Origin of the sequence: Streptomyces drozdowiczii (assembly GCF_026167665.1) — a bacterium.
GTDB lineage: Bacteria > Actinomycetota > Actinomycetes > Streptomycetales > Streptomycetaceae > Streptomyces > Streptomyces drozdowiczii_A.
Genome location: NZ_CP098740.1, coordinates 6,542,047 through 6,561,297 on the forward strand (window position 1 = coordinate 6,542,047; position 19,251 = coordinate 6,561,297).

Genomic DNA, 19,251 nt, shown 5'->3' on the forward strand with positions numbered 1-19,251 from the left:
GAGGAAGGAGCAGAGCACAGGTATGCGACACGTCGACCGACTGCCGTACGAGGTAAGCCAAGAGGACCACGTCATCATCACCATGTCGGACGGGGTCCGGCTGTCGGCGAGGATCTGGCGCCCCACCACCTCCGACCGCCAACCGGTCCCGGCGATCCTGGAGGCCGTCCCCTACCGCAAGAACGACCTCACCTCCACCCGCGACGCGATCCACCACCCCTACATCGCGGGCCACGGCTACGCCTGCGTACGCGTGGACCTGCGGGGCACCGGCGAGTCCGAGGGCGTCCTGCTGGACGAATACCTGGAACGCGAACAGCGCGACGCCGAGGAGGTCCTCGCCTGGCTCGCCGAGCAGCCCTGGTGCGACGGCAGGACCGGCATGATGGGCATCTCCTGGGGCGGGTTCGCCGCGCTCCAGGTCGCCGCCCGCCGCCCCCCGAGCCTCGGCGCCATCGTCATCGCGTCCTTCACGGACGACCGGTACGCGGACGACATGCACTACGTCGGCGGCGCGATGCTCTCCGACAACCTGGCCGAGGCGGGCACCATGTTCGCCTACTCCACCTGCCCGCCCGACCCCGCCGCCGTCGGCGACCGGTGGCGGGACATGTGGCACGAACGGCTGGACTCCGCGCGCCCCTGGGTCCTCGAATGGCTGCGCCACCAGGAACGCGACGACTACTGGCGGCACGCCTCGCTCAGCGAGGACTACCAGGCGCTGCAATGCCCGGTACTGGCCTCCAGCGGCTGGGCCGACGGCTACTCCAACGCCGTCACCCGCCTCCTGAGCCGCGTCGACGTCCCCCGCAAGGGCCTCATCGGACCCTGGTCGCACAAGCTGCCCCACCTGGGTGAGCCCGGCCCGGCCATCGGCTACCTCCAGGAGGTCGTGCGGTGGTGGGACCACTGGCTCAAGGGCGTCGAGAACGGGGTCATGGACGGGCCCATGATCCGCGCCTGGATGCAGGAGAGCGTGCCCCCTCCACCTCCTACCAGGAGCGGCCGGGCCGCTGGGTGGGGGAGCCGAGCTGGCCGTCCCCGCACATCGAGGACGTGCCGTACCCCCTCCGGGACCACGCCATCGTCCTCGGCGACCAGGACCCGGCGGCCGGGGCGGAGGAACGCGTCCACACCGTGCAGTCCCCGCTGTCCGTAGGCCAGTTCGCGGGCAAATGGGCCTCGTACAACGCCCCGCCGGACCTGCCCTACGACCAGCGCGAGGAGGACGGCGGCTCACTGGTCTTCGAGACCGCGCCGCTGCCCGAACGCGTCGAGATCCTGGGCGCGCCCTCGGTGGACCTGCTCGTCTCCTCGTCCCGGGAGACCGGGCAGGTCGCGGTGCGGCTCTCCGACGTCGCCCCCGACGGCCGGGCGACCCGGGTCACCTACGGCGTGCTCAACCTCGCCCACCGCTCCGGCGCGGACCGGCCCGAACCCCTGGAGCCCGGCGAGGCGTACCCCGTACGGGTCCCGCTCAACGGGGTCGCCCAGGTCTTCCCGGCGGGCCACCGCATCCGCCTCTCGCTCTCCACCTCGTACTGGCCGCTCGTCTGGCCGGCCGCCGCGCCCACCTGCCTGAGCGTGTACGAGAGCGGCAGCCGCCTCACGCTGCCCGTCCGCCCGGCCGAGGCACCGGACGGGATGCCCGAGGTGCCCTTCGGGGAGCCGGAGGGGTGTGCGCCGCCCGAGGTCACCCAGCTCACCGAGCCCGAACAGGCGTGGACGGTGACGAGGAACCTGGTCGACTACCACTCCGCGCTCGACATCGTGAAGGACCGGGGCATCCAGCGGTTCGAGGAGAACGGCATCGAGGTGGGGCTGCGGGCCTGCGAGAAGTACACCTCCGTCGCGGACGACTTCGGCTCGGTGAGCGGCGAGTCCGCGTGGACCATGCGGTTCCGGCGCCCCGACTGGGACGTACGCGTGGAGACCCGCACCATGCTGACCTCGGACGAGGCCGCGTTCCATGTGGACGCCACCCTCGACGGCTACGAGGACGGCCGCCGGGTCTTCTCCCGCACCTGGAACGAGAGCGTGCCGAGGTCGAACCTCTGACCCCGTGCGGCCCTAGTTCTTCCGGGGGTTCGGGCGCCACTCCAGCATCATGATCGTGGCGTCGTCGCTCAGCCGGTCGTGCTGGTACTCGCGGATGGAGTGGATGAGCTGCCGCAGGGCCTCCGACGCGGGCTCCCCGGCGGCCGTGGCGCGGATGATCGAGGCCGTGAAGCGGTTCAGGCCGAACTGCGTGCCGTCCGCCATGCGGGCCTCGGTCACCCCGTCCGTGTACAGCAGGATCCGGTCACCCGGCAGCAGCGGCACCTCGTGGACCACCCGTTCCGCCTCGGAGATCACGCCGGGGGTGCCCAGAGGCGGTTCGCCGGGGCGGTCGAGAGCGTTGTCCAGGACGCGGTTCTCGCGGATCAGCAGCGGCGCCGGGTGGCCGCAGTTGATCCAGCTCAGGATGCCGCTGGACATGTCCAGTTGCAGCGCGACGCCGGTGCAGAACTGGTCGGGCAGCCACTCCGCCAGCGCGTCGTCCACCGTCCGGACCAGCTCCCGCAGCCCCGACCCCTTGCGCCGGGCGCTGCGGCAGCCGGCGATCGCGATCGCGCTGGTCAGCCCGGACGCCAGGTTGTGGCCCATCGCGTCGAGGATGACCGCGTGCAGCGTCGACTCCGTCAGCGAGTGGTCGAAGGCGTCGCCGCCCAGCTCGTACGCCGGCTCCAGCACCGCCGTGGACAGCGCCCGGTCCTCACCGACCGCCCGCGGCGGGAGCAGGGTCCGCACCATCTCGGCGGGCAGCGTCATCGTCTCCGTACGGGTGCGCTGCACGAACCGGTCGCTGAACGCCCGCTTCGACGTGATCGCCATCGCCAGGACGGACGCCAGACTCGCGCACCGTTCGAGCAGCGTCCGGTCCAGCGCGTCCACCTGGACCCCGATGACCCCCAGCCGCTCCACCCCGTCCACCAGCGGCAGCCACGCGATCAGCGACTCGGTGTCCGTCGTCTCGACGCGCAGCGCGAGCGAGCGGAAGGCCGAACCGGCCAGTGACGCGTCCACATGGAGCTGCGCCTCGCCCGAGAGCGGGGAGAGGCGCTGCTGCTGGAGGTCGACGATGTAGATCTCCACCCGGCGCAGCCCCAGCAGACCGGCGTACCGGTTGACCAGCGCCGGCAGATCGGTCGGCGCGGTCGCGTGCACCTCCGCCAGGAAGCCGTGCATCAGCCGTTCGCCGTCACTGGTGGGGGAGTGTGTCATGGGGGTATCACCCGTCCGGCAGATGTGTGCGCACCGAGGAAAAGCCGTACGAAAAAGTGAGGGCCGACCGGGAATTCCCGGCCGACCCTCACTTTATGTGCCGCTGCGACGTATCGCCCGGTCAGATCTACCAGCGGTACCAGCGGCCCCGCTTTCCACCGCCGCCCGCCGGGCGGACGACGAACCCGAGCAGCCACACCACCAGCACGGCGATGGCTATCCACCACAGGGCCTTCAGGGCGAAACCCGCCCCGAAGAGAATGAGCGCAAGCAGAAGAACCAGAATCACGGGAACCATGGGTATCAACCTCCGAAGCACCGGATGCCCCGGCCCTCCGCCTCTATTCCTGAAAAACTCCCGACTTTCCCGGTGAAGAGCGGGAAGAAGATTTCGGACCCGGTGGTGCCGGGCGCGCTCCGTGTGGACCTCCCATAGTGGGAAGGGCGCCCGAACACCCCGGGCCGAGCCACCGCACACCGTGAGGAGCCCCACCGATGACCCGAGCACTCGCGCTCGTCTGCACCCTCTCCCCGTCACCCAAGCCGTCCAGCACCCAGCTGCTCGCCGACCAGATCATGGCCGAACTCTCCGGCCTGGGGGTGAAGGGGGAGACGGTGCGGATCGCCGACCACGACGTGCGGCCCGGGATCGCCCAGGACATGGGAGACGGGGACGAGTGGCCCCGGCTGCGCGACAAGGTGCTGGCGGCGGACATCCTGCTGCTGGCCACCCCGATCTGGCTCGGGCACCCGGCGAGCCACTGCCAGCGCGTACTGGAACGGCTGAACGCCGACATTTCCGAAACCGACGACGAGGGACGGCAGTTGCCCTACGGCAAGGTGGGCATGGTGGCCGTCGTCGGCAACGAGGACGGCGCCCACAAGGTGAGCGCCGACGTCTTCCAGGGCCTCAACGACCTTGGCTTCACCCTCGCGCCCGGGGCGGTGAGCTACTGGGTCGGAGAGGCCATGCACGGCACCGACTACCGGGACCTCGAGGAGACGCCCGACGCCGTCCGGTCCACCACCCACCAGATGGCCCTCAACGCCGCACACCTCGCCCGGGTCCTCGCCGAGTCCCCCTACCCTCCGCGCTGACCCCTTCCTTCCGGGCCCCGCGCCGCCACCACCGCGTCAGATGACAAATTCTCCAGGGCTTTTGTCGCACGCGTGTGTGGAACGCATGGCTCCGGGTAGTCGCAGCTTCGCGCATGCGTAAGCAGCCGCTGTCCGAGGAAGGAATGATCGCCATGCCGACATCCGTATCTGCCCAGGTGCCGGGGACCACGACAGGTGCGCCGGCCGAACTCCCCGAGATCGCCGACCCGCTGAAGGTCGCGCCCAAGGACGCCCGGGCACTCAGCAAGCTGTTCTTCGACCGGTTGCAGACCCTCGAAGAAGGCACGCCGGAGTACCAGTACGCCCGCAATACGCTCATCGAGATGAACCTCACCCTGGTCCACTTCGCCGCGGCCCGGTACCGCAACCGCGGCAACGGGCAGATGGAGGACATCATCCAGGTGGGCACCATCGGCCTGATCAAGGCCATCGACCGCTTCGAACTCAGCAGGGAAGTCGAATTCACCTCGTTCGCCATTCCCTACATCGTCGGTGAGATCAAGCGCTTCTTCCGGGACACCACCTGGTCCGTCCATGTGCCCCGGCGGCTCCAGGAACTCCGGGTCACCCTCGCCAAGGCCAAGGAGGAGCTGGCCACCTCGCTCGGCCGGGAGGCCACCGTCGCCGAACTCTCCGAACGCCTCGCCATCAGCGAGGAGGACGTCATCGAGGGCCTGGTCGCATCCAACGGCTACACCGCGCACTCGCTGGACGTACCCCTCGACGGGGCGGAGTCCGACAGCCCCAGCGGGGTGAGCCGCACCCACGCGGACATCACCGGCGAGTGCGACCCGGGGATCGAGCTGGTCGAGAACCTGCACGCCCTGGCACCCCTGCTGGAGACACTGGACGAACGGGAACGCGCCATCGTCCAGATGCGCTTCGGCCAGGAGATGACGCAGTCCCAGATAGGTGAACAGCTCGGTCTCTCGCAGATGCACGTCTCACGGCTGATCGCCCGCATACTGGGCAAGCTCCGCGAAGGCATCCTCACCGAGGACTGATCCCCGCCTACTGGACGCGCGACGAACGCGTGGACGACTCGTCCTCGTCCTCGTCGTCGTCCGAACCCGGCACATGGACGTCGGTGACGTTGATGTTGATCTCGACCACGTCGAGACCGGTCATCGTCTCCACGGCGTCCGTGACGTTCGTACGGAGGCTGCGGGCGGTGTCCCGGATGGGGGCGCCGTACTCCACGACGATGTCGACGTCGATGGCGGTCTGCTTCTCGCCGACCTCCACCTTGACGCCCCGCCCCGGGTCACTGGAGCGGGAGACCTTGTCCCTGACGGCTCCGATCGCTCGCGAAGGACCCTTGCCGACGGAATGCACCCCGTCGGTCTCCCGTACCGCGATACCGGCGATGGTCGAGACCACGTTGTCCGCGATGGTCGTCGTCCCTCGGGTGCCGCCCGCCGCACCGCCGTCCAGCGTGGTGCCGCCGCTTTCGTTGGTCGCCATGAGTTCCTCACACGGAAAGAGCTGGGGTGGGAGAGGGGCTGCCCGGCGGAAGCCGTTCCGCCCCTCATCCCACTCTCCTCCGGCTTCCGCGCCCCCGCCATTCGGGTGAGCACCCGCACCCGGGGGACCGGCGCCGGCTCAGTCGCGCGGCAGCAGCGAACCCAGCGGCCCGAGGTCCAGATTCAGGTCCTCGGGCCGCACCCCGTGCTGCGCGCACAGCTCCGTCATCCGCTGCTCCAGGAGCATCAGCGTCGTACCGATCTCCTCGGTCTGCTCCTCGGTGAGGTAACCCTCGTCGATGCGCCGGATCGCCTGGCGCTCCATCAGCTGGCGCAGCAGCTCCACCACGGTGAGCACCAGCGTGACGAGGTCCTGGCCCACCTTGTCGGAGTCCAGCTCGACCCGCGCGTCCGTCACAGCGGCCCCCCGTCCGCCCAGGGCGCCGGCACCCGCTCGCTCACCGACGACAGCAGCGCGTGCAGCGACAGGCGTACGAGCGGCACGTCGGCGATCGCGATGACCAGGTCCCCGCTGATGACCACCCCGGTCGCGAGGACCCGGTCCAGCAGATCGACCAGGGGCACCCCGATCGGCCCGCTCAGCGGTTCCGGCTCGTCCCACGGCACGACCGAGCGCTCCACTTCTACACCTCTCCGACGAAGGAGTACGGGACCCAGGGCCCCGACAGCTCGACCTGCGCCCCGGTGCGCTCCCTGAGGCTCTGCGCCAGCCGCGCCAGCTCCGCCGCCCGGTCCTCGGCCACCAGATACGTGGCGTTGAGCACCTGGACGCGCCGCTCGTCCGGCACCCGGGGACCGTGCGAGGGGAGCCTGCGCGAGGCGGTGGCCAGGCCGCTCACGTCCGCGTCCACCACCTCCGCGATGTGCAGGCCGTCCGTCCGGTGCCGTTCGCGCCGGTCCCGCAGGTTCCGCTTCCGGTCGAGGTAGGCGCGGCCGGCTCCGGGCGCGGGCCGCTGCGGGGCGGCCTCGGGCGCCTCCCGGGCCGGAGCGTCGGCCACGTACACCTTGACGCCCCACTCGGAGTGGTGGGCGGTGCGTTCCAGCGCGGCGTGGAAGCGCCGGGCCTCCTTGTCCAGCGCCGCCCGGGCCCGCTCCTCGTCGTGGTACAGCGTGGCCAGCGGGAGGGGCACCGTGGGGTGCCGGGCGGCCATCGCGCACACGACGTCGTGATGGGCCCGTGCGTACCGTTCGAGTTCGGGCTCGTCGGCCAGCCGGGCCTGCCACGCCTCGTCGGTGAAGTCGGCCGCCCGTACGGTCTGGACGACCGCGGTGAGCCCGGGGCCGAGGGGCAGGGCGCGCAGCGGACTCTCGCCCGTGACGCCTGCCGGCCCGGTGAGGTCCGGCCGCTCCTCGGTGCGGCACACGGCGTAGACGTACACGGCACTGGCGTCCGCCGACGCGCGGATGTCCTCGGTCATGACTCGGACGCCTGTGACTCGAGGGCGTCCAGGCGGGCCCGCAGCTCCCGGTTCTCGTCCAGCAGCGCGTTGCGCGCCGCGTGCGAACTGAGCGCGGGATCGGTCTCCCACCAGTCGATCCCGGCCTTCTTCGCCGTGTCGACGGAGGCGACGAACAGGCGCAGCCGGATGGTGAGCAGCTCGATGTCCAGCAGATCGATCTTGATGTCACCAGCGATGACGATGCCCTTGTCCAGGACGCGTTCGAGGATGTCGGCGAGGTTGGTCGTGTGCGGGCCGGCGGGTGCGTAGGCGGCGTCCTGCCGGAAGTCGAGATCAGTCACGACGGGACCTCCGCCCGCGCCGCCTGCTCGGGGCGGGCTCCTCCTCGTCGTCCTCCTCGTCCTCGTCCTCCTCGTCCTCTTCTTCCTCCGGTTCCTCTTCCGGTTCCTCGTCGTCCTCCCACTCGTCCTCGTCGCCCTCCTCGTCCTCGCCTTCGCCTTCGCCTTCGTCCTCGTCCTCGTAGTCCTCGTCCTCCGGCTGGTCCTCGTCGCCCTCGGACTCCTCCTCCTCGGCCACGGCGTCCTCGTGGGAGACGACGACCTCGCCGTCGCGGATCTCGCCGCGCCAGCCGTCGGGCTCCTCGTCGGTGAGGGTGACGTACCGCTGGAAGTGCTTGAAGTCCAGGCGGATGCGGCGGCCCTGGGCCCGCCAGAGGTTGCCCGTCTTCTCGAAGAAGCCGGACGGGTAGTACTCGACCACCAGCATGATCCGGGTGAGGGTCGGCGTCAGCTCATGGAAGCTGACGGCACCGCGCGTGGTGCCCTTGGAACCCTCCGAGGTCCAGGTGATGCGCTCGTCGGGGATCTGTTCCTGGACGGTCGCCTTGAAGCTGCGCGAGGACGGGCCGATCTTGACCTTCCAGTCGCTGGTGGCCTCGTCCTCCGTCGAGACGTCCTGGACGCCCTTCGCGAAGCTGCTGAACTTGTCGTACTGGGTCCAGTAGTCGTACGCCGTACGCAGGGGCACGCCGACATCGAGGACTTCCACGATGTTCATCGACTTGCCGCCACCGCTCGACTTGCTCTTCCCTTGCCCCCGCCGAACGCCTCCTTGGCCTTCTCCGTGACGTTGTCCTTCACGCCCTTGGCCTTCTCCGAGACGAACGACTTCAGCGGCGATTCGCCCTGGAGGACCCGGGAGGCCACGGCGGGCAGGGAGCCGCCGTCCCCCGCGGAGTCGGTGAGCTGCTGCGCGACATCCGTCAGCTTGCCGCTCGCCTTGCCCGCGAGGTCCTCCACCTTCGCGCTGAGGAAGCCCGACAGCTCCTCGCGGAGCCGGTCGAGACCCGACTCCTGCGTCCCGGACTCGTCCTGTTCTGTCCTGGCCATGACTCGCTACCTCCGACGGTCGGTGCGCTTGGAAGCGGTCCGCTTGGACGACGACCTGGACGACGACGTCTTCTTCGACGCGGACTTCTTCGCCGGGGCGGTCTTCCTGGCCGCGGCCTTCTTCGCGGGAGCCGACTTCTTCGCCGTCGCCTTCTTGGCCCCGGCCGCCTTCTTCGCGGGCGCGGCCTTCTTGGCGGCGGGCTTCTTCTCCGCACTCTTCTTGGCGGGGGCCGCCTTCTTGGCCGGGGCGGTCTTCTTGGCGGCCTGCTTCTTCGCCGGTGCCTTCTTGGCGGCTGCCTTCTTGGACGGTGCCTTCTTCGGCGGCGCCTTCCTGGCGGGCGGCTCGGGGGGCTCTTCCTCGCCCTCGTCCTCTTCCTCGCCCCGTCCTCGTCGTCCTCGTCCTCGCCCTCGTCCCAGGGCTCGTCCTCGTCCGGTTCCTCTTCGTCCTCCGGTTCCTCTTCGTACGCGTCGTCGTCGTACTCGTCCTCGTACGGCTCGTCGTCGTACTCGTCCTGGTCCTCGTCCTCCTCGCGCCGGCCCTCGGAGAGCCGGGCGGTGCGGTCACCGATCGCGTCGGCCAGCGAGGACATGCTGCGGTTCGCCGCAGCCGTCACCGCCTTGCGGCCCGCGTCCATGACCTCGCCCCGCAGCTGTTCCTGGAGTTCGGCGACCTGGGGGACACCGCCGAGGCGGCGCATGCCCTCGGCGGCGAGCTGGCGGGGTTCGAGCCCGAACCTCCGGCCCGCCAGATAGGTCGCCACGGTCAGGGCCATTCGGCCCTTCTTGGTCCGGCCCAGCACATAGCCGCCGACCACCGCGGCTGCGAGCGCTACCTTGGCCTCGTCATCCATGAGCACGTCACCTTCGATCGCTTGGCACGCGGACGGCCCGAACGGCGTGCAGCCGGTCGAGCAACCGCTCCTCTTCCCGTTCGAATTCCTCGATCGTGATGTCTCCGGCCTCCAACTCCTGGTTGAGTACGGCCAGTTGGGCGCGCAGTACACGGGGGTCGTGCAGCTCCCGCTCGGCGGCGTCGTGCAGCTTCTCGGCCACCCACACCACCCCGCGCACGGGTGCGACGGGCAGCGTCAGCAGACCGGTGATGAGGCCCATCTCAGCCACCGCCCACGGGGACCGGCCGGGCCTCGGCGGAGACGAAGCTGTAGCACGGCAGCGGCCCGGCCAGGCGGAGCTCCACATGGCCGCGGTTCTCGCCCGCGAACCGGCGCGCCTCGGCCAGGAACGCCTCTCCGGCCTCCCGCTCCACCAGGAACGACACATTGAGCGCGCACCCCTGGACCTCCGGGCCCGCCGCCACCGCTCTGGCCCTCGGCGTCAGCTCCCGGAGCACCCGCCGCCCCGCCTCGGCGGCCCGCCGCGCGAGGGCGGCGGCCACCGCCTCGCCCAGCCGCAGACTGGCCTCGTAACCCGGACGCCGGCGCGCGGCCTCCCGCAGCTTGCGTACGGTGCCGTCCTCGGCGACCACATCGGCGAGCGCGTCCTCGGCGGCGAGCGCCTTCACGTTGATCTCGTGGCAGCCGGCGAGCCGCTTCAGGGCCGCCGCATGGCCGTCCTCATCGGCGGCCAGCTGCCGTTCCACGGTGTCCTGGTCGGGGGCCACCATGCCGAACCGCATCGGCAGCACGGGCCCCTCGTCCATCAGCCGCAGCAGCAGCTCCTGGTGGGCCAGCAGATCGCGGCGGCGCGCCCGGAGGTCCGGGGGAGCGTCGCTGACGACCGCGGCGAGCCGGCCCCGCCGGACGGTCCGCAGCCGTGCGGGCGGGCTGCCCACACCGCCCTGCCCGTCCGGGAGCGCGGTCCCGGCCCGGGTGATCGCGTACACGTACACACCGTCGGCTGTCACCGCTCACGCCTCCACACGGCGGCGCCGGCTCTCGCTGTCGCGCGCCGGGGCGCGCCGCTTCCTCGGCCGCTCCTCCTCCGGCTCCTCGTCGCCGCCGACCGCCTTGCGCACGGTGTCGCCCACCGACTCGGCGGCCCTGCGCACCTTCCGCTTGCCGATGGACTTGGCGGCGCCCCCGCCGATCAGCTCCGGAACGGTGGTGCTGCCGGAGTCCCGTTCCAGGTCCAGCCGGTTGCACGCCTCGGCGAACCGCAGATACGTGTCCACGCTGGCGACGACGATGCGCGCGTCTATCTTCAGGATCTCGATGCCGACCAGGGAGACCCTGATGAAGACATCGATCACCATGCCCCGGTCGAGGATCAGCTCCAGGACGTCGTACAGGGTGCCGGCGCGCGGCGGGCAGGCGACGACTTCGTCGGAGTAGGTGGTCGCGGTCATGGAATGTCCTTCCGGCAGGGGAGTGGACGCCGCTCACTCGTCGGCGGCGCCCCGGCGGTACCGGCGGACCCTGCGGTACTCCAGGAGCTCACCGGACCGGTCGAGCTGCACCTCGTAGGAGGCGAGGAGGCTCGTGGTGTCCGGAATCCGGGGCACTTCGAGAACGTCCACGACAACGCACCAGCCGTCATCGGTGCGCCGGACGGCGGACACGCCCTCCGCGCGGTGGTCGATGAGACCCTCCAGGCTCTGGATGGCAGCGCGGGCCGCGTGTTCGGGGCCCCGTGCGGACGGGGCACGCCGCTTGGTCGCCGTTTTCGTGGTTCCCGCCTGGGAGCGCCGCTGATCTGCCATGGGACCCAGTCTGCTCACTCCCGCCGCCCCCGCATCTTGGGCGAGGTCATCGGGGTGCGTGCCTCGCAGTGGAGCCACGCCCAAGGTGTAGACACTGTCTACGAAGTCCTGGTAGACAGTGTCTATGGATCAAGCGCACCAAGCCGGCCCCTTGCGGGAACGCCTGATCGACGCAGGTGTCGACCTCGTCATGGCCGAAGGATCCGCGTCGCTCGGCCTCCGTGAGATCGCCCGACGCGCCGGGGTCTCCCACGGCGCCCCGCGCCGCTACTTCCCGACCCACCACGCCCTGCTCTCCGCCATCGCCCGGCGCGGCTTCACCGAGCTGGCCGCCCGCTTCACGACGGCGACCGAAGGCTCCGGGACACCCCGCGACCAGCTGCGGAGCCTCGCCGACGCCTTCCTGGACTACGCGGCGGAGTACGGCGGCATGTTCGAGCTGATGTTCCGCCACGACCTGCTCGACAGCGAGGCCCATGCGAGTGACGCGGACGCGCCCGGGCCGCGCCTGCGCGAGGCGACCCTCCCGCTGTTCGCGCGCCTCGTCGAGCTCGTCACGGAGGACCGCGCCCAGCGCACGGAGCACGGCACCGGACCCTCGGACAACTCCGCCCCGCCGCCGGCCCTGACCGCGGCCGCCCTCTGGACCAACCTGCACGGCATCGCCGTGCTCCGGGCGAACGGCAGCCTCCAACTGGCCTTCCCCGGCGCGGACGAGGAACCGGACCCGCTCGTCACGGCGGCGCTCGACGCCCACCTCGGCCGGGCGGACGCATGACCCCCACCGCCGTACGGCCCCGCGCCGCGCTGCTCGCCTCGGTGGCGGGCGCGATGATCGTCGCCCTGGACGGCACCGTGCTGCTCGTCGCCCAGCCGGACCTGCGCAGCGACCTCGGGGCAACCGTCACCGAGGTCCAGTGGACGAGCACCGCCTACCTCCTCGCCGTAGCCGCCCTCCTCGTGATCGCCGGCCGGCTCGGGGACCACTACGGGCACCGGAGGCTGCTCTGCGTCGGGGTGCTCGGTTTCGGCGCCGCTTCGGCCGGGATCGCCTTCGCCCAGGGCATCGGCCCCGTGATCGCCCTGCGCGCCGCCCAAGGGGTGTTCGGCGCGCTCCTGCAACCGGCGACGCTCGCCCTGCTCAGGCTGGTCTACCCGGCCGACCGCCTCGGCCGGGCCGTCGCCCTCCGGACCAGCGCGATCGGGCTGGCCGCCGCGGCCGGTCCGGTGCTCGGGGGAGTCCTCGTCACGCACTGGGGCTGGCGCGCCGTCTTCCTGATCAACATCCCGGCCGCCCTGGCCATCGCCGCCCTCACCCTGGCCGTGCGCACCCCCGAAGTGCCGCGCACCGCGGACCGGCGGTTCGACCTCACCTCCGGCGCCCTCCTCGCCGCCGCGCTCGCCGCCCTCGTCCACACCCTGGCCGGCATCCCCGACGACGGATGGACCGGCGCCCGGACGGGGCTCGGGCTGCTGCTGGCCGTGGTCCTCGGGGCGGTGCTCGTCGCGTACGAACGCCGCAGCGCCCAGCCGGTCGTGCCGCCGGCCGTGACCCGCTCCGTGCCCGTGACGGCCTCGATGGTGCTGCTCCTCACCACCTCCGGCGGCCTGTTCGGCGCGCTGTTCACCGTCACGTTCTTCCTCCAGCAGGGGCTCGGCCTCGATCCGCTCACCACCGGGCTGCGCTGCCTGCCGCTGACCCTGCTCATGATCGCCGGGGCGCCCGTGGCCTCGGCCGCGCTCGGCCGGTTCGGGCCGCGCCGCACCGCGATCACCGGCCAGCTGTGCGTCGTCCTCGCCGTCCTCGGGCTCTCCCGGCCGGGCTCCGCAGGGGAGACCGGCCTCGTCCTCGCGGTGCTGGGGGCGGGCTTCACCGCCGTCATGGTCACCGCCACCGGGACCGTCGTCGGGGACGCCCCGCCCGGTTACGCCGGGGTGGTCGGCGGCCTCAAGCAGACCGCCATGAACGTGGGCCCCGCCCTCGGAATCGCCGTCGCCGCCGGACTGATGCCGCTCACCCCGTCGGCCGTCGCCGACCCGGGGCACCGGCTCCTCCCCGTAACGGATCTCGCCCTGGGCCAGGCGCTGCCCGCGGTGGCGGCGCTCGCCGCGCTGGGGCTGATCCCCGCCTCGCTGCTGCCCCGGCGCTGAGCCCTCGCTCGAACGGCCGCTCGCGTCGTGGGGTGCGGCGACCGCCAGTAGGCTGCCGAAGGATCACGACCCGTGGACGAGGAGCACACCGATGGACCTCCGCCTGAGGACGATCAGCCGGGAAGAGCACCTGGCGTACGTCGACAGCCTGCCGTCCGCGAGCCACATGCAGGTCCCGTCCTGGGGCGACGTGAAGCCCGACTGGCGGGCGGAGAGCCTCGGCTGGATCGACGGCGCGGGCCGGATCACCGGCACCGCCCTGGTCCTGTACCGGCCGCTGCCGAAGATCAAGCGGTACCTCGCCTACCTCCCCGAGGGCCCCGTCATCGACTGGTACGACGACGACCTCGACCGGTGGCTGGACCCGCTCCTGGAACACCTCAAGGGGCAGGGCGCGTTCACCGTGAAGATGGGCCCGCCCGTCGTCGCCCGCCGCTGGGACGCGGCCACCGTCAAGGAGGCCATCGCCGACCCCGGCGCCCACCGCCTCGGCGAGGTCCCGCCCACCGAACAGGACCCTCGGGCCCACGCGCTGACGGACCGCCTGCGGAGCCTGGGCTGGCAGCGGTCCGGGGGCGACGGCGAGGACGGATTCGCCGCCGGACAGCCGCGTTACGTGTTCCAGCTCCCCCTCGCCGGCCGCTCGCCCGACGACCTCCTGGCCGGCTTCAACCAGCTGTGGCGGCGCAACGTCAAGAAGGCGGAGAAGGCCGGCGTCAAGGTCGTCCAGGGCGACTACGCCGATCTGGACACCTTCTACGCGCTCTACACCGAGACCGCCGAGCGCGACCGGTTCATCCCCCGCCCCCTGGCGTACTTCCAGCGCATGTGGAAGGCGCTCACCGCCGAACACCCCGACCGGATGCGGCTCTACCTCGCCGCGCACGACGGCGAGGTGCTGGCCGCCGCCACCATGCTCACCGTCGGCGGGCACGTCTGGTACTCGTACGGGGCGTCCACCGGCCGCAGGCGCGAGGTGCAGCCCAACAACGCCATCCAGTGGCAGATGATCCGCGACGCCCACGCCATGGGCGCGCACGTCTACGACTTCCGGGGCACCACCGACACCCTGGACGAGAGCAACCACCTGCTCGGGCTGCTCCGCTTCAAGGTCGGCACCGGCGGCCAGGCCGCCGAGTACGTCGGCGAATGGGACTACCCGCTCAACAAGGTGCTGCACAAGGCGTTCAGCCTCTACATGGCGCGGCGGTAGCCCTACCCCTGGCCGTCGTCCAGGTCCAGCTCCTCCAGCGGCCGCACCGCCGGGCCCTGGAGCACCGAGCCGTCGACGCCGAAGCGCGAACCGTGGCACGGGCACTCCCACGCCGTCTCCGCCTCGTTGAACGCCACCAGGCACCCCAGATGCGTGCACCGCGCGGACACCGCCCGCACCGTGCCGTCCGGCTCCCGGTACACCGCGCAGCGGCGGCCCTTCACCCGGACCACCGCGCCCGTCCCCGGAACCACCTGGCTCACCGAGTCCAGGTGGCTGACGCTCAGCCGGTCGCCGACGAAGTGCTTCGCCACCTCCGCCTGCGCACCCAGCAGCGACCCCGCCTCGCGCACCGCGCTCCCCAGCCGCCGGGGGTCGTACAACTCCGCCCACGGCAGCGGCGGGACGCCGTCCGCGATGAGCGAGGTCAGCAGCCGGCCCGCGAGCACCCCGCCGGTCATCCCCCAGCCGCCGAACCCGGTCGCCACATAGGTGTGCCGGGCCCCGATGTGGAACGGCCCGATCAGCGGGACCGTATCGCTGGGATCGTTGTCCTGCGCCGCCCACCGGTACGCGGTCGGGCCCGCCGCCGGGAACCTCTCGTGCAGCCACGCGTCCAGCCGCCGGAACCGCTCGCCGGGGTCCCCGGTGCCCGGGGTGAAACTCTCCCCGGTCACGATCAGCAGGCGCCGGCCGTCATCGAGCGGAGTGGAGCGCACCGAGCGCTTCCCCTCGTCCTCGGTGATGTACATGCCCTTCGGAGCCAGCTCTGCGGCAATGGGCGCGGCGACGACCAGTTCACGCCTGGGTGAGAGCCGGGCGAACAGCATCGCGCGGTCGAAGACCGGGTAATGCGTGGCGACGACCACGTCCCGGGCCGTCACACTCCGCCCCGACTCGACGGTCACCCGGCACGGCGTGCCCTCGGACAGCCCGGTCACCCGGCTCCGCTCGAAGACGCGGCCCCCCTGCGCGACCAGATCCCGGGCCAGGGCCAGCAGGTACTTGCGCGGGTGGAACTGGGCCTGGCCCTCCGCCCGGACCGCCCCGCCGACCGGGAACGGCAGCTCCGTCTCGGAGACGTACGCGACATCGAGCCCCGCGTCGGCGGCGGCCCGCGCCTCCGCCTCGATCAGGTGCCGGGACTCCGGCCCGGCCGCATAGCTGTACGCGCTCACCCGCTCCAGGTCGCACGCGATCCCCAGCTCCTCCACGATGCCGGCCACCCGGTCCACCGCGTCCAGCTGCGACGCCGCGTACAGCAGGGTCGCGTCCACGCCCCGGGTCCGCCGCAGCCGGTCGTACACCAGCGACTGGAGGGCGGAGACCTTGGCCGTCGTATAGCCGGTCACCCCGGAGGCGATGCGGTCCGCCTCCAGGACCACGACGTTCCGGCCCGCCCGGGCCAGCTCCCACGCCGTGCTCAGGCCCGCGATGCCGCCGCCGATCACGACGACGTCCGCATCGGTGTCCGACGCCAGCGGCGGGTGCTCGGGCGCGTCGGTGCTGTCCATCCAGAAGGACTCGTCCAGCCCCGGAAGGGGGCGGGGGTGATTCATCGTGTGCTCTCCCAATCGTCAGCGTGTCCGCCGCCCATGACGCACACCACGGGCGGAAGGTGCTCTGCGTCATACGGGGGCCGGGGAAGGGCGCAGTACGCTGCACGGCGATCCAGCACCCGAGGGGACGCCCCGATGCCCGCAGACCTTGCCCCGCTCATCGCCGCCACCACCCAGTGGCTGACGCGCGCGTTCCCGGCGGGCGGGGGCCCGCTCACCGCCGCCCTGGCCGAGGCGCAGGCCCGCCAGGCCGTCACGGTCGCCACCTGGCTGCGCTACCCGACCGACCTGGACGCCGCCCTCGTGGTCCTGACCGGCCCGGGCGGGTCCGCCCGCCTGGACGAGGTCACCGGCGGTCACGGCCCCGCGGCGGCCGGTCCGGCGGACCTGGCCTGGCGCAGCTGGGTGGACGAGGTCGTCGCCAGCTGGGCCGCGCATCTGCTCACGGCGCCCGACGCGGCGAAGGAAGCGGTGCGGGCGCTCGAGGGAACCGAGCACGGTGGGGCCGGGCCCGCCGAGTTCCGCCGTCTGACCGAGCCCCGCGCGCACGACCTGGCCGCCACCGCGCTGCTGCGCCACCCCGACCTGCTGGAGCCGATAGCCCGGCTCCACCACACGGACCTGCTGGACCGCCTGCGCCTCGGCCCGGCCCGCGCCTGCTGAGACCCGGGGCGCCGGGGGCTTCGACCCGTACCCGCTTCAGCCCTTGCCGCGGCCGCTCAGCAGGTCGCGGGCCCGGTCGACCAGACCGGCGCCGGGGCCGAGGATCTTGTTGCCGGGCGGGGTGTCGGGGGCGGAGGGGTGCGGACGCGTGGGGGCGGTCTTCTTCGCCGCGCGCACCTTCTCGCCGAGCTGGTCCAGGGCCTCGGGGGAGACGGCCGCCGCGAGGAGCGGGAACAGCCGGTTCTCCTCGTCGCGTACGTGCTCGCTCACCTCGAGCTTCAGCTTCGCCACCAGGTGGTCGAACTGCGGGTCGTCCGCCGGCAGCCCCTCCAGCTCCTTGAGGTGCTGCTCGACCTTCGCGTGGTCCTCCAGCTCCTTGTCGGCCATGTCGTCGCCGTCGTCCACGAACCGCCGCACCGCGGGGTAGAGGTGCATCTCCTCCGCCACGGAGTGCCGGACCAGCTCGATCGTCAGCTCGTCGGCCAGCTTCCGCCGCTGCTCGTCACCGACCGGCTGGGCCTCGATCTTCGCGAACAGTTCATCGACCTCGCGGTGGTCCGTGGTGAGCTCCGCGATCACGTTTCCGCCGTGTCCCATCAGTGCAACCCTCTCCGCTTGTGTGGTGCGAGCCGAAGTCAGCTCACCGTTCCACAGGGGTACCCCCGAACCTCACCAACACACGGAGCCACGCCCCACTCCGGTCAGCCTGGCGTAACGGCCGGGCGAGCCCGCCTCAGGGGCGTGCCGGTGGCGCGGCCGCACCGGAAGCCGTGCCGAGCGGCCACGCCTCGATGTCGCGGTAGCGGATCTGCCCGGGGCCGCTCCCCGCGTTGCTGCCGACCAGATGCAGCCGCTCGGCGGGCCATGGGCGGCCCCGGAACTCCGTGAGCCGCGCGGCGATCTCCCCGGCCGACGTGTGGTCGCCCCGGCGCACCCGGGCGAGGGTCAGATGGGGGCGCAGCGGCCGGTCCTCCAGGGCGATCCCGCAGTCCCGGACCACGGCCCGTACGCCGTCGGCGAGCCGGTGCAGTCCGTCGAGGTCACCGGCGACCCCGCTCCACGCCACCCGCTCGTCGAACGTGCCGCCGCCGTGCAGCGCCAGGCGCGGGGCGGGGTGGGAGGCGGCGAGAGCGGCGAGCGGCGGACGCAGCAGCGGGACGGTGTCCACCGGAAGGGCACCCAGGAACGCCAGGGTGATGTGCCAGTCCTCCACCCGGTTCCACCGCACCTGCGGATGCGTCGCGTAGACGGGGCGCAGCTCCCGGGCCAGCTCGTCCTTCGCCGGGTCGGGCGGAGCGAGGGCGATGAACACGCGCACGGTCGCGGGCGGGGTCTCTTCGGTCACCCGGCATTCGTATCGCATGGCGGACCGGCCGCTCCCGCCGGGGACCCGACCTCGCCACACAGCGGAACATGACGCAGGGTGAGGGTAATGGCCATTGATCTCGAATGGGGCGCGCACCCGGCGCACGGGAGCGCGATGCGTTCGGCGCGTGCTCGTGGCTGAGGGGGTGTACGCCAGCGGTTATCCGAATGTGCGCGGGTCGTATTCAGTGAAATGCGCACAATCGGGACATCAGGTGGCTGAAAATTTCCGGCGGAGTGGGCCTGGCATATGTCTCCGGCCGGCCTTACCGCACGTCGCGGCCGTAGAGGCTGATAAGTAATGGGCCGAATTCGACTCTTGGGCTGTCGGTGGTCCTCTATGGTGATTGGCGTGAACGGGCGAAGCCGGATGACCGGCCGGCCATCGGCGTCACGCCGGTATCCCGAGGCGTAACGTATCTCCGGCCCGTGGGGCCGGGCTTGCGCGACAGGGATGGGCGGCGCCGTGGCGGGGAACGGTGAATCCGCGCGGCGGGCCCGCATATATCTGAAGAACATGCGGTGGCATGTGGGAAAACAAGTGGGGGACAGTCGTGACCAATCCTTTCGATGACGAGTCGGGCCGGTTCGTGACGCTGGTGAACGGCGAGGGCCAGTATTCGCTGTGGCCGGCGCACATCGAGGTTCCGGGCGGCTGGAGCGTCGGCGGTCCGGAGGGTTCGCGACAGGAGTGTCTCGACGCCATCGAGGCCGCGTGGACGGACATGCGGCCCGCCGGCCTGGTGCGGGCGATGGAAGCCGACGCCGGGTAGGGCGGCGCGCGGGCCCGCGGGCCGCCTCGGTCCGCGGCCGCTTGCGCGCTCCAATCGATCAGTGTCGTTCACATCCGGGCAAAGTCGATCAGTCCGGAGTGGTGATCGATCATGCTCCGGCGAGAAATGTTCATGCCGCCGTCACGCGGCTTTGTTTCCTCATTGCTGGACTGCATTGACGCACTGCGCGTCGGCCTGTCCTCGATAAGCGAA

The 19,251-nt window shown here is 71.7% G+C and carries 21 protein-coding genes and 2 pseudogenes; 8 read left to right on the forward strand and 15 right to left on the reverse strand.

The genetic code is table 11. The annotated features are described in order from the left end of the window. Positions 1–22: 22 nt before the first annotated feature. Positions 23–2,058: pseudogene (locus NEH16_RS29645) on the forward strand (CocE/NonD family hydrolase). A 12-nt stretch (positions 2,059–2,070) separates the two neighbouring features. On the opposite strand, the gene NEH16_RS29650 reads toward NEH16_RS29645, so the two are convergent. Beyond that, positions 2,071–3,264 carry a PP2C family protein-serine/threonine phosphatase gene (locus tag NEH16_RS29650; RefSeq protein ID WP_265546081.1) on the reverse strand — a complete coding sequence of 398 codons (1,194 nt, stop codon included), beginning with the start codon at positions 3,262–3,264 and terminating at the stop codon, positions 2,071–2,073. Between the two features lie 127 nt (positions 3,265–3,391). Then, a complete protein-coding gene (locus tag NEH16_RS29655; protein WP_026171501.1) occupies positions 3,392–3,562 on the reverse strand; it encodes a hypothetical protein in 171 nt (56 codons plus the stop codon). 197 nt (positions 3,563–3,759) lie between these two features. Between NEH16_RS29655 and NEH16_RS29660 the strand changes: the two genes are divergently transcribed. Together NEH16_RS29660 and NEH16_RS29665 are read left to right on the forward strand one after the other, a co-directional pair. Beyond that, a complete protein-coding gene (locus NEH16_RS29660; RefSeq protein WP_265546084.1) occupies positions 3,760–4,362 on the forward strand; it encodes a flavodoxin family protein in 603 nt (200 codons plus the stop codon). Positions 4,363–4,505: 143 nt separating this feature from the next. Next, entirely contained in the window at positions 4,506–5,387 is an 882-nt protein-coding gene (locus NEH16_RS29665; RefSeq protein ID WP_073969118.1) for an RNA polymerase sigma factor SigF, read from the forward strand. Between the two features lie 7 nt (positions 5,388–5,394). Here NEH16_RS29665 and NEH16_RS29670 read toward each other — a convergent pair whose 3' ends face one another. The 10 genes and pseudogenes from NEH16_RS29670 to NEH16_RS29720 all read right to left on the reverse strand — a co-directional run bounded on the left by NEH16_RS29670 (position 5,395) and on the right by NEH16_RS29720 (position 11,314). Next, positions 5,395–5,847 carry an Asp23/Gls24 family envelope stress response protein gene (locus NEH16_RS29670; protein WP_265546086.1) on the reverse strand — a complete coding sequence of 151 codons (453 nt, stop codon included), beginning with the start codon at positions 5,845–5,847 and terminating at the stop codon, positions 5,395–5,397. Between the two features lie 138 nt (positions 5,848–5,985). Further along, positions 5,986–6,264, reverse strand: a complete 279-nt coding sequence (locus tag NEH16_RS29675) for a gas vesicle protein K (RefSeq protein WP_265546088.1) — start codon at positions 6,262–6,264, stop codon at positions 5,986–5,988. Then, positions 6,261–6,488, reverse strand: coding sequence for a gas vesicle protein (locus NEH16_RS29680; RefSeq protein WP_073865453.1), 228 nt, complete (start codon positions 6,486–6,488; stop codon positions 6,261–6,263). Before NEH16_RS29680 ends, NEH16_RS29675 begins: the two co-directional genes overlap by 4 nt. Positions 6,489–6,490: 2 nt before the next feature. Then, positions 6,491–7,285 carry a GvpL/GvpF family gas vesicle protein gene (locus NEH16_RS29685; protein ID WP_265546089.1) on the reverse strand — a complete coding sequence of 265 codons (795 nt, stop codon included), beginning with the start codon at positions 7,283–7,285 and terminating at the stop codon, positions 6,491–6,493. Beyond that, on the reverse strand, positions 7,282–7,608 hold the full coding sequence (locus NEH16_RS29690; RefSeq protein ID WP_073969122.1) for a gas vesicle protein: 327 nt from the start codon (positions 7,606–7,608) through the stop codon (positions 7,282–7,284). Before NEH16_RS29690 ends, NEH16_RS29685 begins: the two co-directional genes overlap by 4 nt. Beyond that, a pseudogene (locus NEH16_RS29695) lies at positions 7,601–8,655 on the reverse strand (SRPBCC family protein). Before NEH16_RS29695 ends, NEH16_RS29690 begins: the two are co-directional and overlap by 8 nt. A gap of 858 nt (positions 8,656–9,513) precedes the next feature. Further along, complete coding sequence (locus NEH16_RS29705; RefSeq protein ID WP_073969124.1) at positions 9,514–9,768, reverse strand: gas vesicle protein GvpG; 255 nt, start codon at positions 9,766–9,768, stop codon at positions 9,514–9,516. A 1-nt stretch (position 9,769) separates the two neighbouring features. Beyond that, on the reverse strand, positions 9,770–10,519 hold the full coding sequence (locus tag NEH16_RS29710; protein WP_265546090.1) for a GvpL/GvpF family gas vesicle protein: 750 nt from the start codon (positions 10,517–10,519) through the stop codon (positions 9,770–9,772). Positions 10,520–10,522: 3 nt separating this feature from the next. Continuing rightward, positions 10,523–10,960 carry a gas vesicle protein GvpJ gene (gvpJ, locus tag NEH16_RS29715; RefSeq protein ID WP_073969126.1) on the reverse strand — a complete coding sequence of 146 codons (438 nt, stop codon included), beginning with the start codon at positions 10,958–10,960 and terminating at the stop codon, positions 10,523–10,525. A 33-nt stretch (positions 10,961–10,993) separates the two neighbouring features. Then, positions 10,994–11,314, reverse strand: coding sequence for a gas vesicle protein (locus tag NEH16_RS29720; RefSeq protein ID WP_073969127.1), 321 nt, complete (start codon positions 11,312–11,314; stop codon positions 10,994–10,996). Positions 11,315–11,438: 124 nt separating this feature from the next. Between NEH16_RS29720 and NEH16_RS29725 the strand changes: the two genes are divergently transcribed. From NEH16_RS29725 to NEH16_RS29735, 3 genes are all read left to right on the forward strand, one after another. Then, positions 11,439–12,092 (forward strand): TetR/AcrR family transcriptional regulator, encoded by a 654-nt coding sequence (locus NEH16_RS29725; protein WP_265546093.1) that lies wholly within the window; start codon positions 11,439–11,441, stop codon positions 12,090–12,092. Further along, positions 12,089–13,465, forward strand: coding sequence for an MFS transporter (locus tag NEH16_RS29730; protein WP_265546094.1), 1,377 nt, complete (start codon positions 12,089–12,091; stop codon positions 13,463–13,465). The genes NEH16_RS29725 and NEH16_RS29730 overlap by 4 nt, the downstream gene beginning before the upstream one ends. 91 nt (positions 13,466–13,556) lie before the next feature. Beyond that, a complete protein-coding gene (locus NEH16_RS29735) occupies positions 13,557–14,678 on the forward strand; it encodes a lipid II:glycine glycyltransferase FemX (protein ID WP_265546095.1) in 1,122 nt (373 codons plus the stop codon). Positions 14,679–14,680: 2 nt separating this feature from the next. Here the strand turns inward: NEH16_RS29735 and NEH16_RS29740 are convergent, their stop codons facing one another. Next, complete coding sequence (locus NEH16_RS29740) at positions 14,681–16,237, reverse strand: FAD-dependent oxidoreductase (RefSeq protein WP_265546097.1); 1,557 nt, start codon at positions 16,235–16,237, stop codon at positions 14,681–14,683. 135 nt (positions 16,238–16,372) lie between these two features. On the opposite strand from NEH16_RS29740, the gene NEH16_RS29745 reads away from it, so the two are divergent. Beyond that, entirely contained in the window at positions 16,373–16,900 is a 528-nt protein-coding gene (locus tag NEH16_RS29745) for a hypothetical protein (RefSeq protein WP_073969132.1), read from the forward strand. Positions 16,901–16,936: 36 nt separating this feature from the next. On the opposite strand, the gene NEH16_RS29750 is transcribed toward NEH16_RS29745, so the two are convergent. Together NEH16_RS29750 and thpR are read right to left on the reverse strand one after the other, a co-directional pair. Then, positions 16,937–17,497, reverse strand: coding sequence for a hemerythrin domain-containing protein (locus tag NEH16_RS29750; RefSeq protein WP_073969133.1), 561 nt, complete (start codon positions 17,495–17,497; stop codon positions 16,937–16,939). A gap of 136 nt (positions 17,498–17,633) precedes the next feature. Then, positions 17,634–18,263, reverse strand: a complete 630-nt coding sequence (gene thpR, locus NEH16_RS29755; protein ID WP_265546101.1) for an RNA 2',3'-cyclic phosphodiesterase — start codon at positions 18,261–18,263, stop codon at positions 17,634–17,636. Positions 18,264–18,819: 556 nt separating this feature from the next. Here thpR and NEH16_RS29760 point away from each other — a divergent pair. Beyond that, positions 18,820–19,038 (forward strand): MbtH family protein, encoded by a 219-nt coding sequence (locus NEH16_RS29760; protein WP_073969135.1) that lies wholly within the window; start codon positions 18,820–18,822, stop codon positions 19,036–19,038. The last annotated feature ends 213 nt before the right edge of the window (positions 19,039–19,251 follow it).

Coding starts and splice junctions, on each gene's coding strand:
- NEH16_RS29650 (WP_265546081.1), bottom strand. CDS start 3,264: ATGACACACTCCCCCACCAGTGACGGCGAACGGCTGATGCACGGCTTC.
- NEH16_RS29655 (WP_026171501.1), bottom strand. CDS start 3,562: ATGGTTCCCGTGATTCTGGTTCTTCTGCTTGCGCTCATTCTCTTCGGG.
- NEH16_RS29660 (WP_265546084.1), top strand. CDS start 3,760: ATGACCCGAGCACTCGCGCTCGTCTGCACCCTCTCCCCGTCACCCAAG.
- NEH16_RS29665 (WP_073969118.1), top strand. CDS start 4,506: ATGATCGCCATGCCGACATCCGTATCTGCCCAGGTGCCGGGGACCACG.
- NEH16_RS29670 (WP_265546086.1), bottom strand. CDS start 5,847: ATGGCGACCAACGAAAGCGGCGGCACCACGCTGGACGGCGGTGCGGCG.
- NEH16_RS29685 (WP_265546089.1), bottom strand. CDS start 7,285: ATGACCGAGGACATCCGCGCGTCGGCGGACGCCAGTGCCGTGTACGTC.
- NEH16_RS29705 (WP_073969124.1), bottom strand. CDS start 9,768: ATGGGCCTCATCACCGGTCTGCTGACGCTGCCCGTCGCACCCGTGCGC.
- gvpJ (WP_073969126.1), bottom strand. CDS start 10,960: ATGACCGCGACCACCTACTCCGACGAAGTCGTCGCCTGCCCGCCGCGC.
- NEH16_RS29720 (WP_073969127.1), bottom strand. CDS start 11,314: ATGGCAGATCAGCGGCGCTCCCAGGCGGGAACCACGAAAACGGCGACC.
- NEH16_RS29725 (WP_265546093.1), top strand. CDS start 11,439: ATGGATCAAGCGCACCAAGCCGGCCCCTTGCGGGAACGCCTGATCGAC.
- NEH16_RS29730 (WP_265546094.1), top strand. CDS start 12,089: ATGACCCCCACCGCCGTACGGCCCCGCGCCGCGCTGCTCGCCTCGGTG.
- NEH16_RS29735 (WP_265546095.1), top strand. CDS start 13,557: ATGGACCTCCGCCTGAGGACGATCAGCCGGGAAGAGCACCTGGCGTAC.
- NEH16_RS29740 (WP_265546097.1), bottom strand. CDS start 16,237: ATGAATCACCCCCGCCCCCTTCCGGGGCTGGACGAGTCCTTCTGGATG.
- NEH16_RS29745 (WP_073969132.1), top strand. CDS start 16,373: ATGCCCGCAGACCTTGCCCCGCTCATCGCCGCCACCACCCAGTGGCTG.
- NEH16_RS29750 (WP_073969133.1), bottom strand. CDS start 17,497: ATGGGACACGGCGGAAACGTGATCGCGGAGCTCACCACGGACCACCGC.
- thpR (WP_265546101.1), bottom strand. CDS start 18,263: ATGCGATACGAATGCCGGGTGACCGAAGAGACCCCGCCCGCGACCGTG.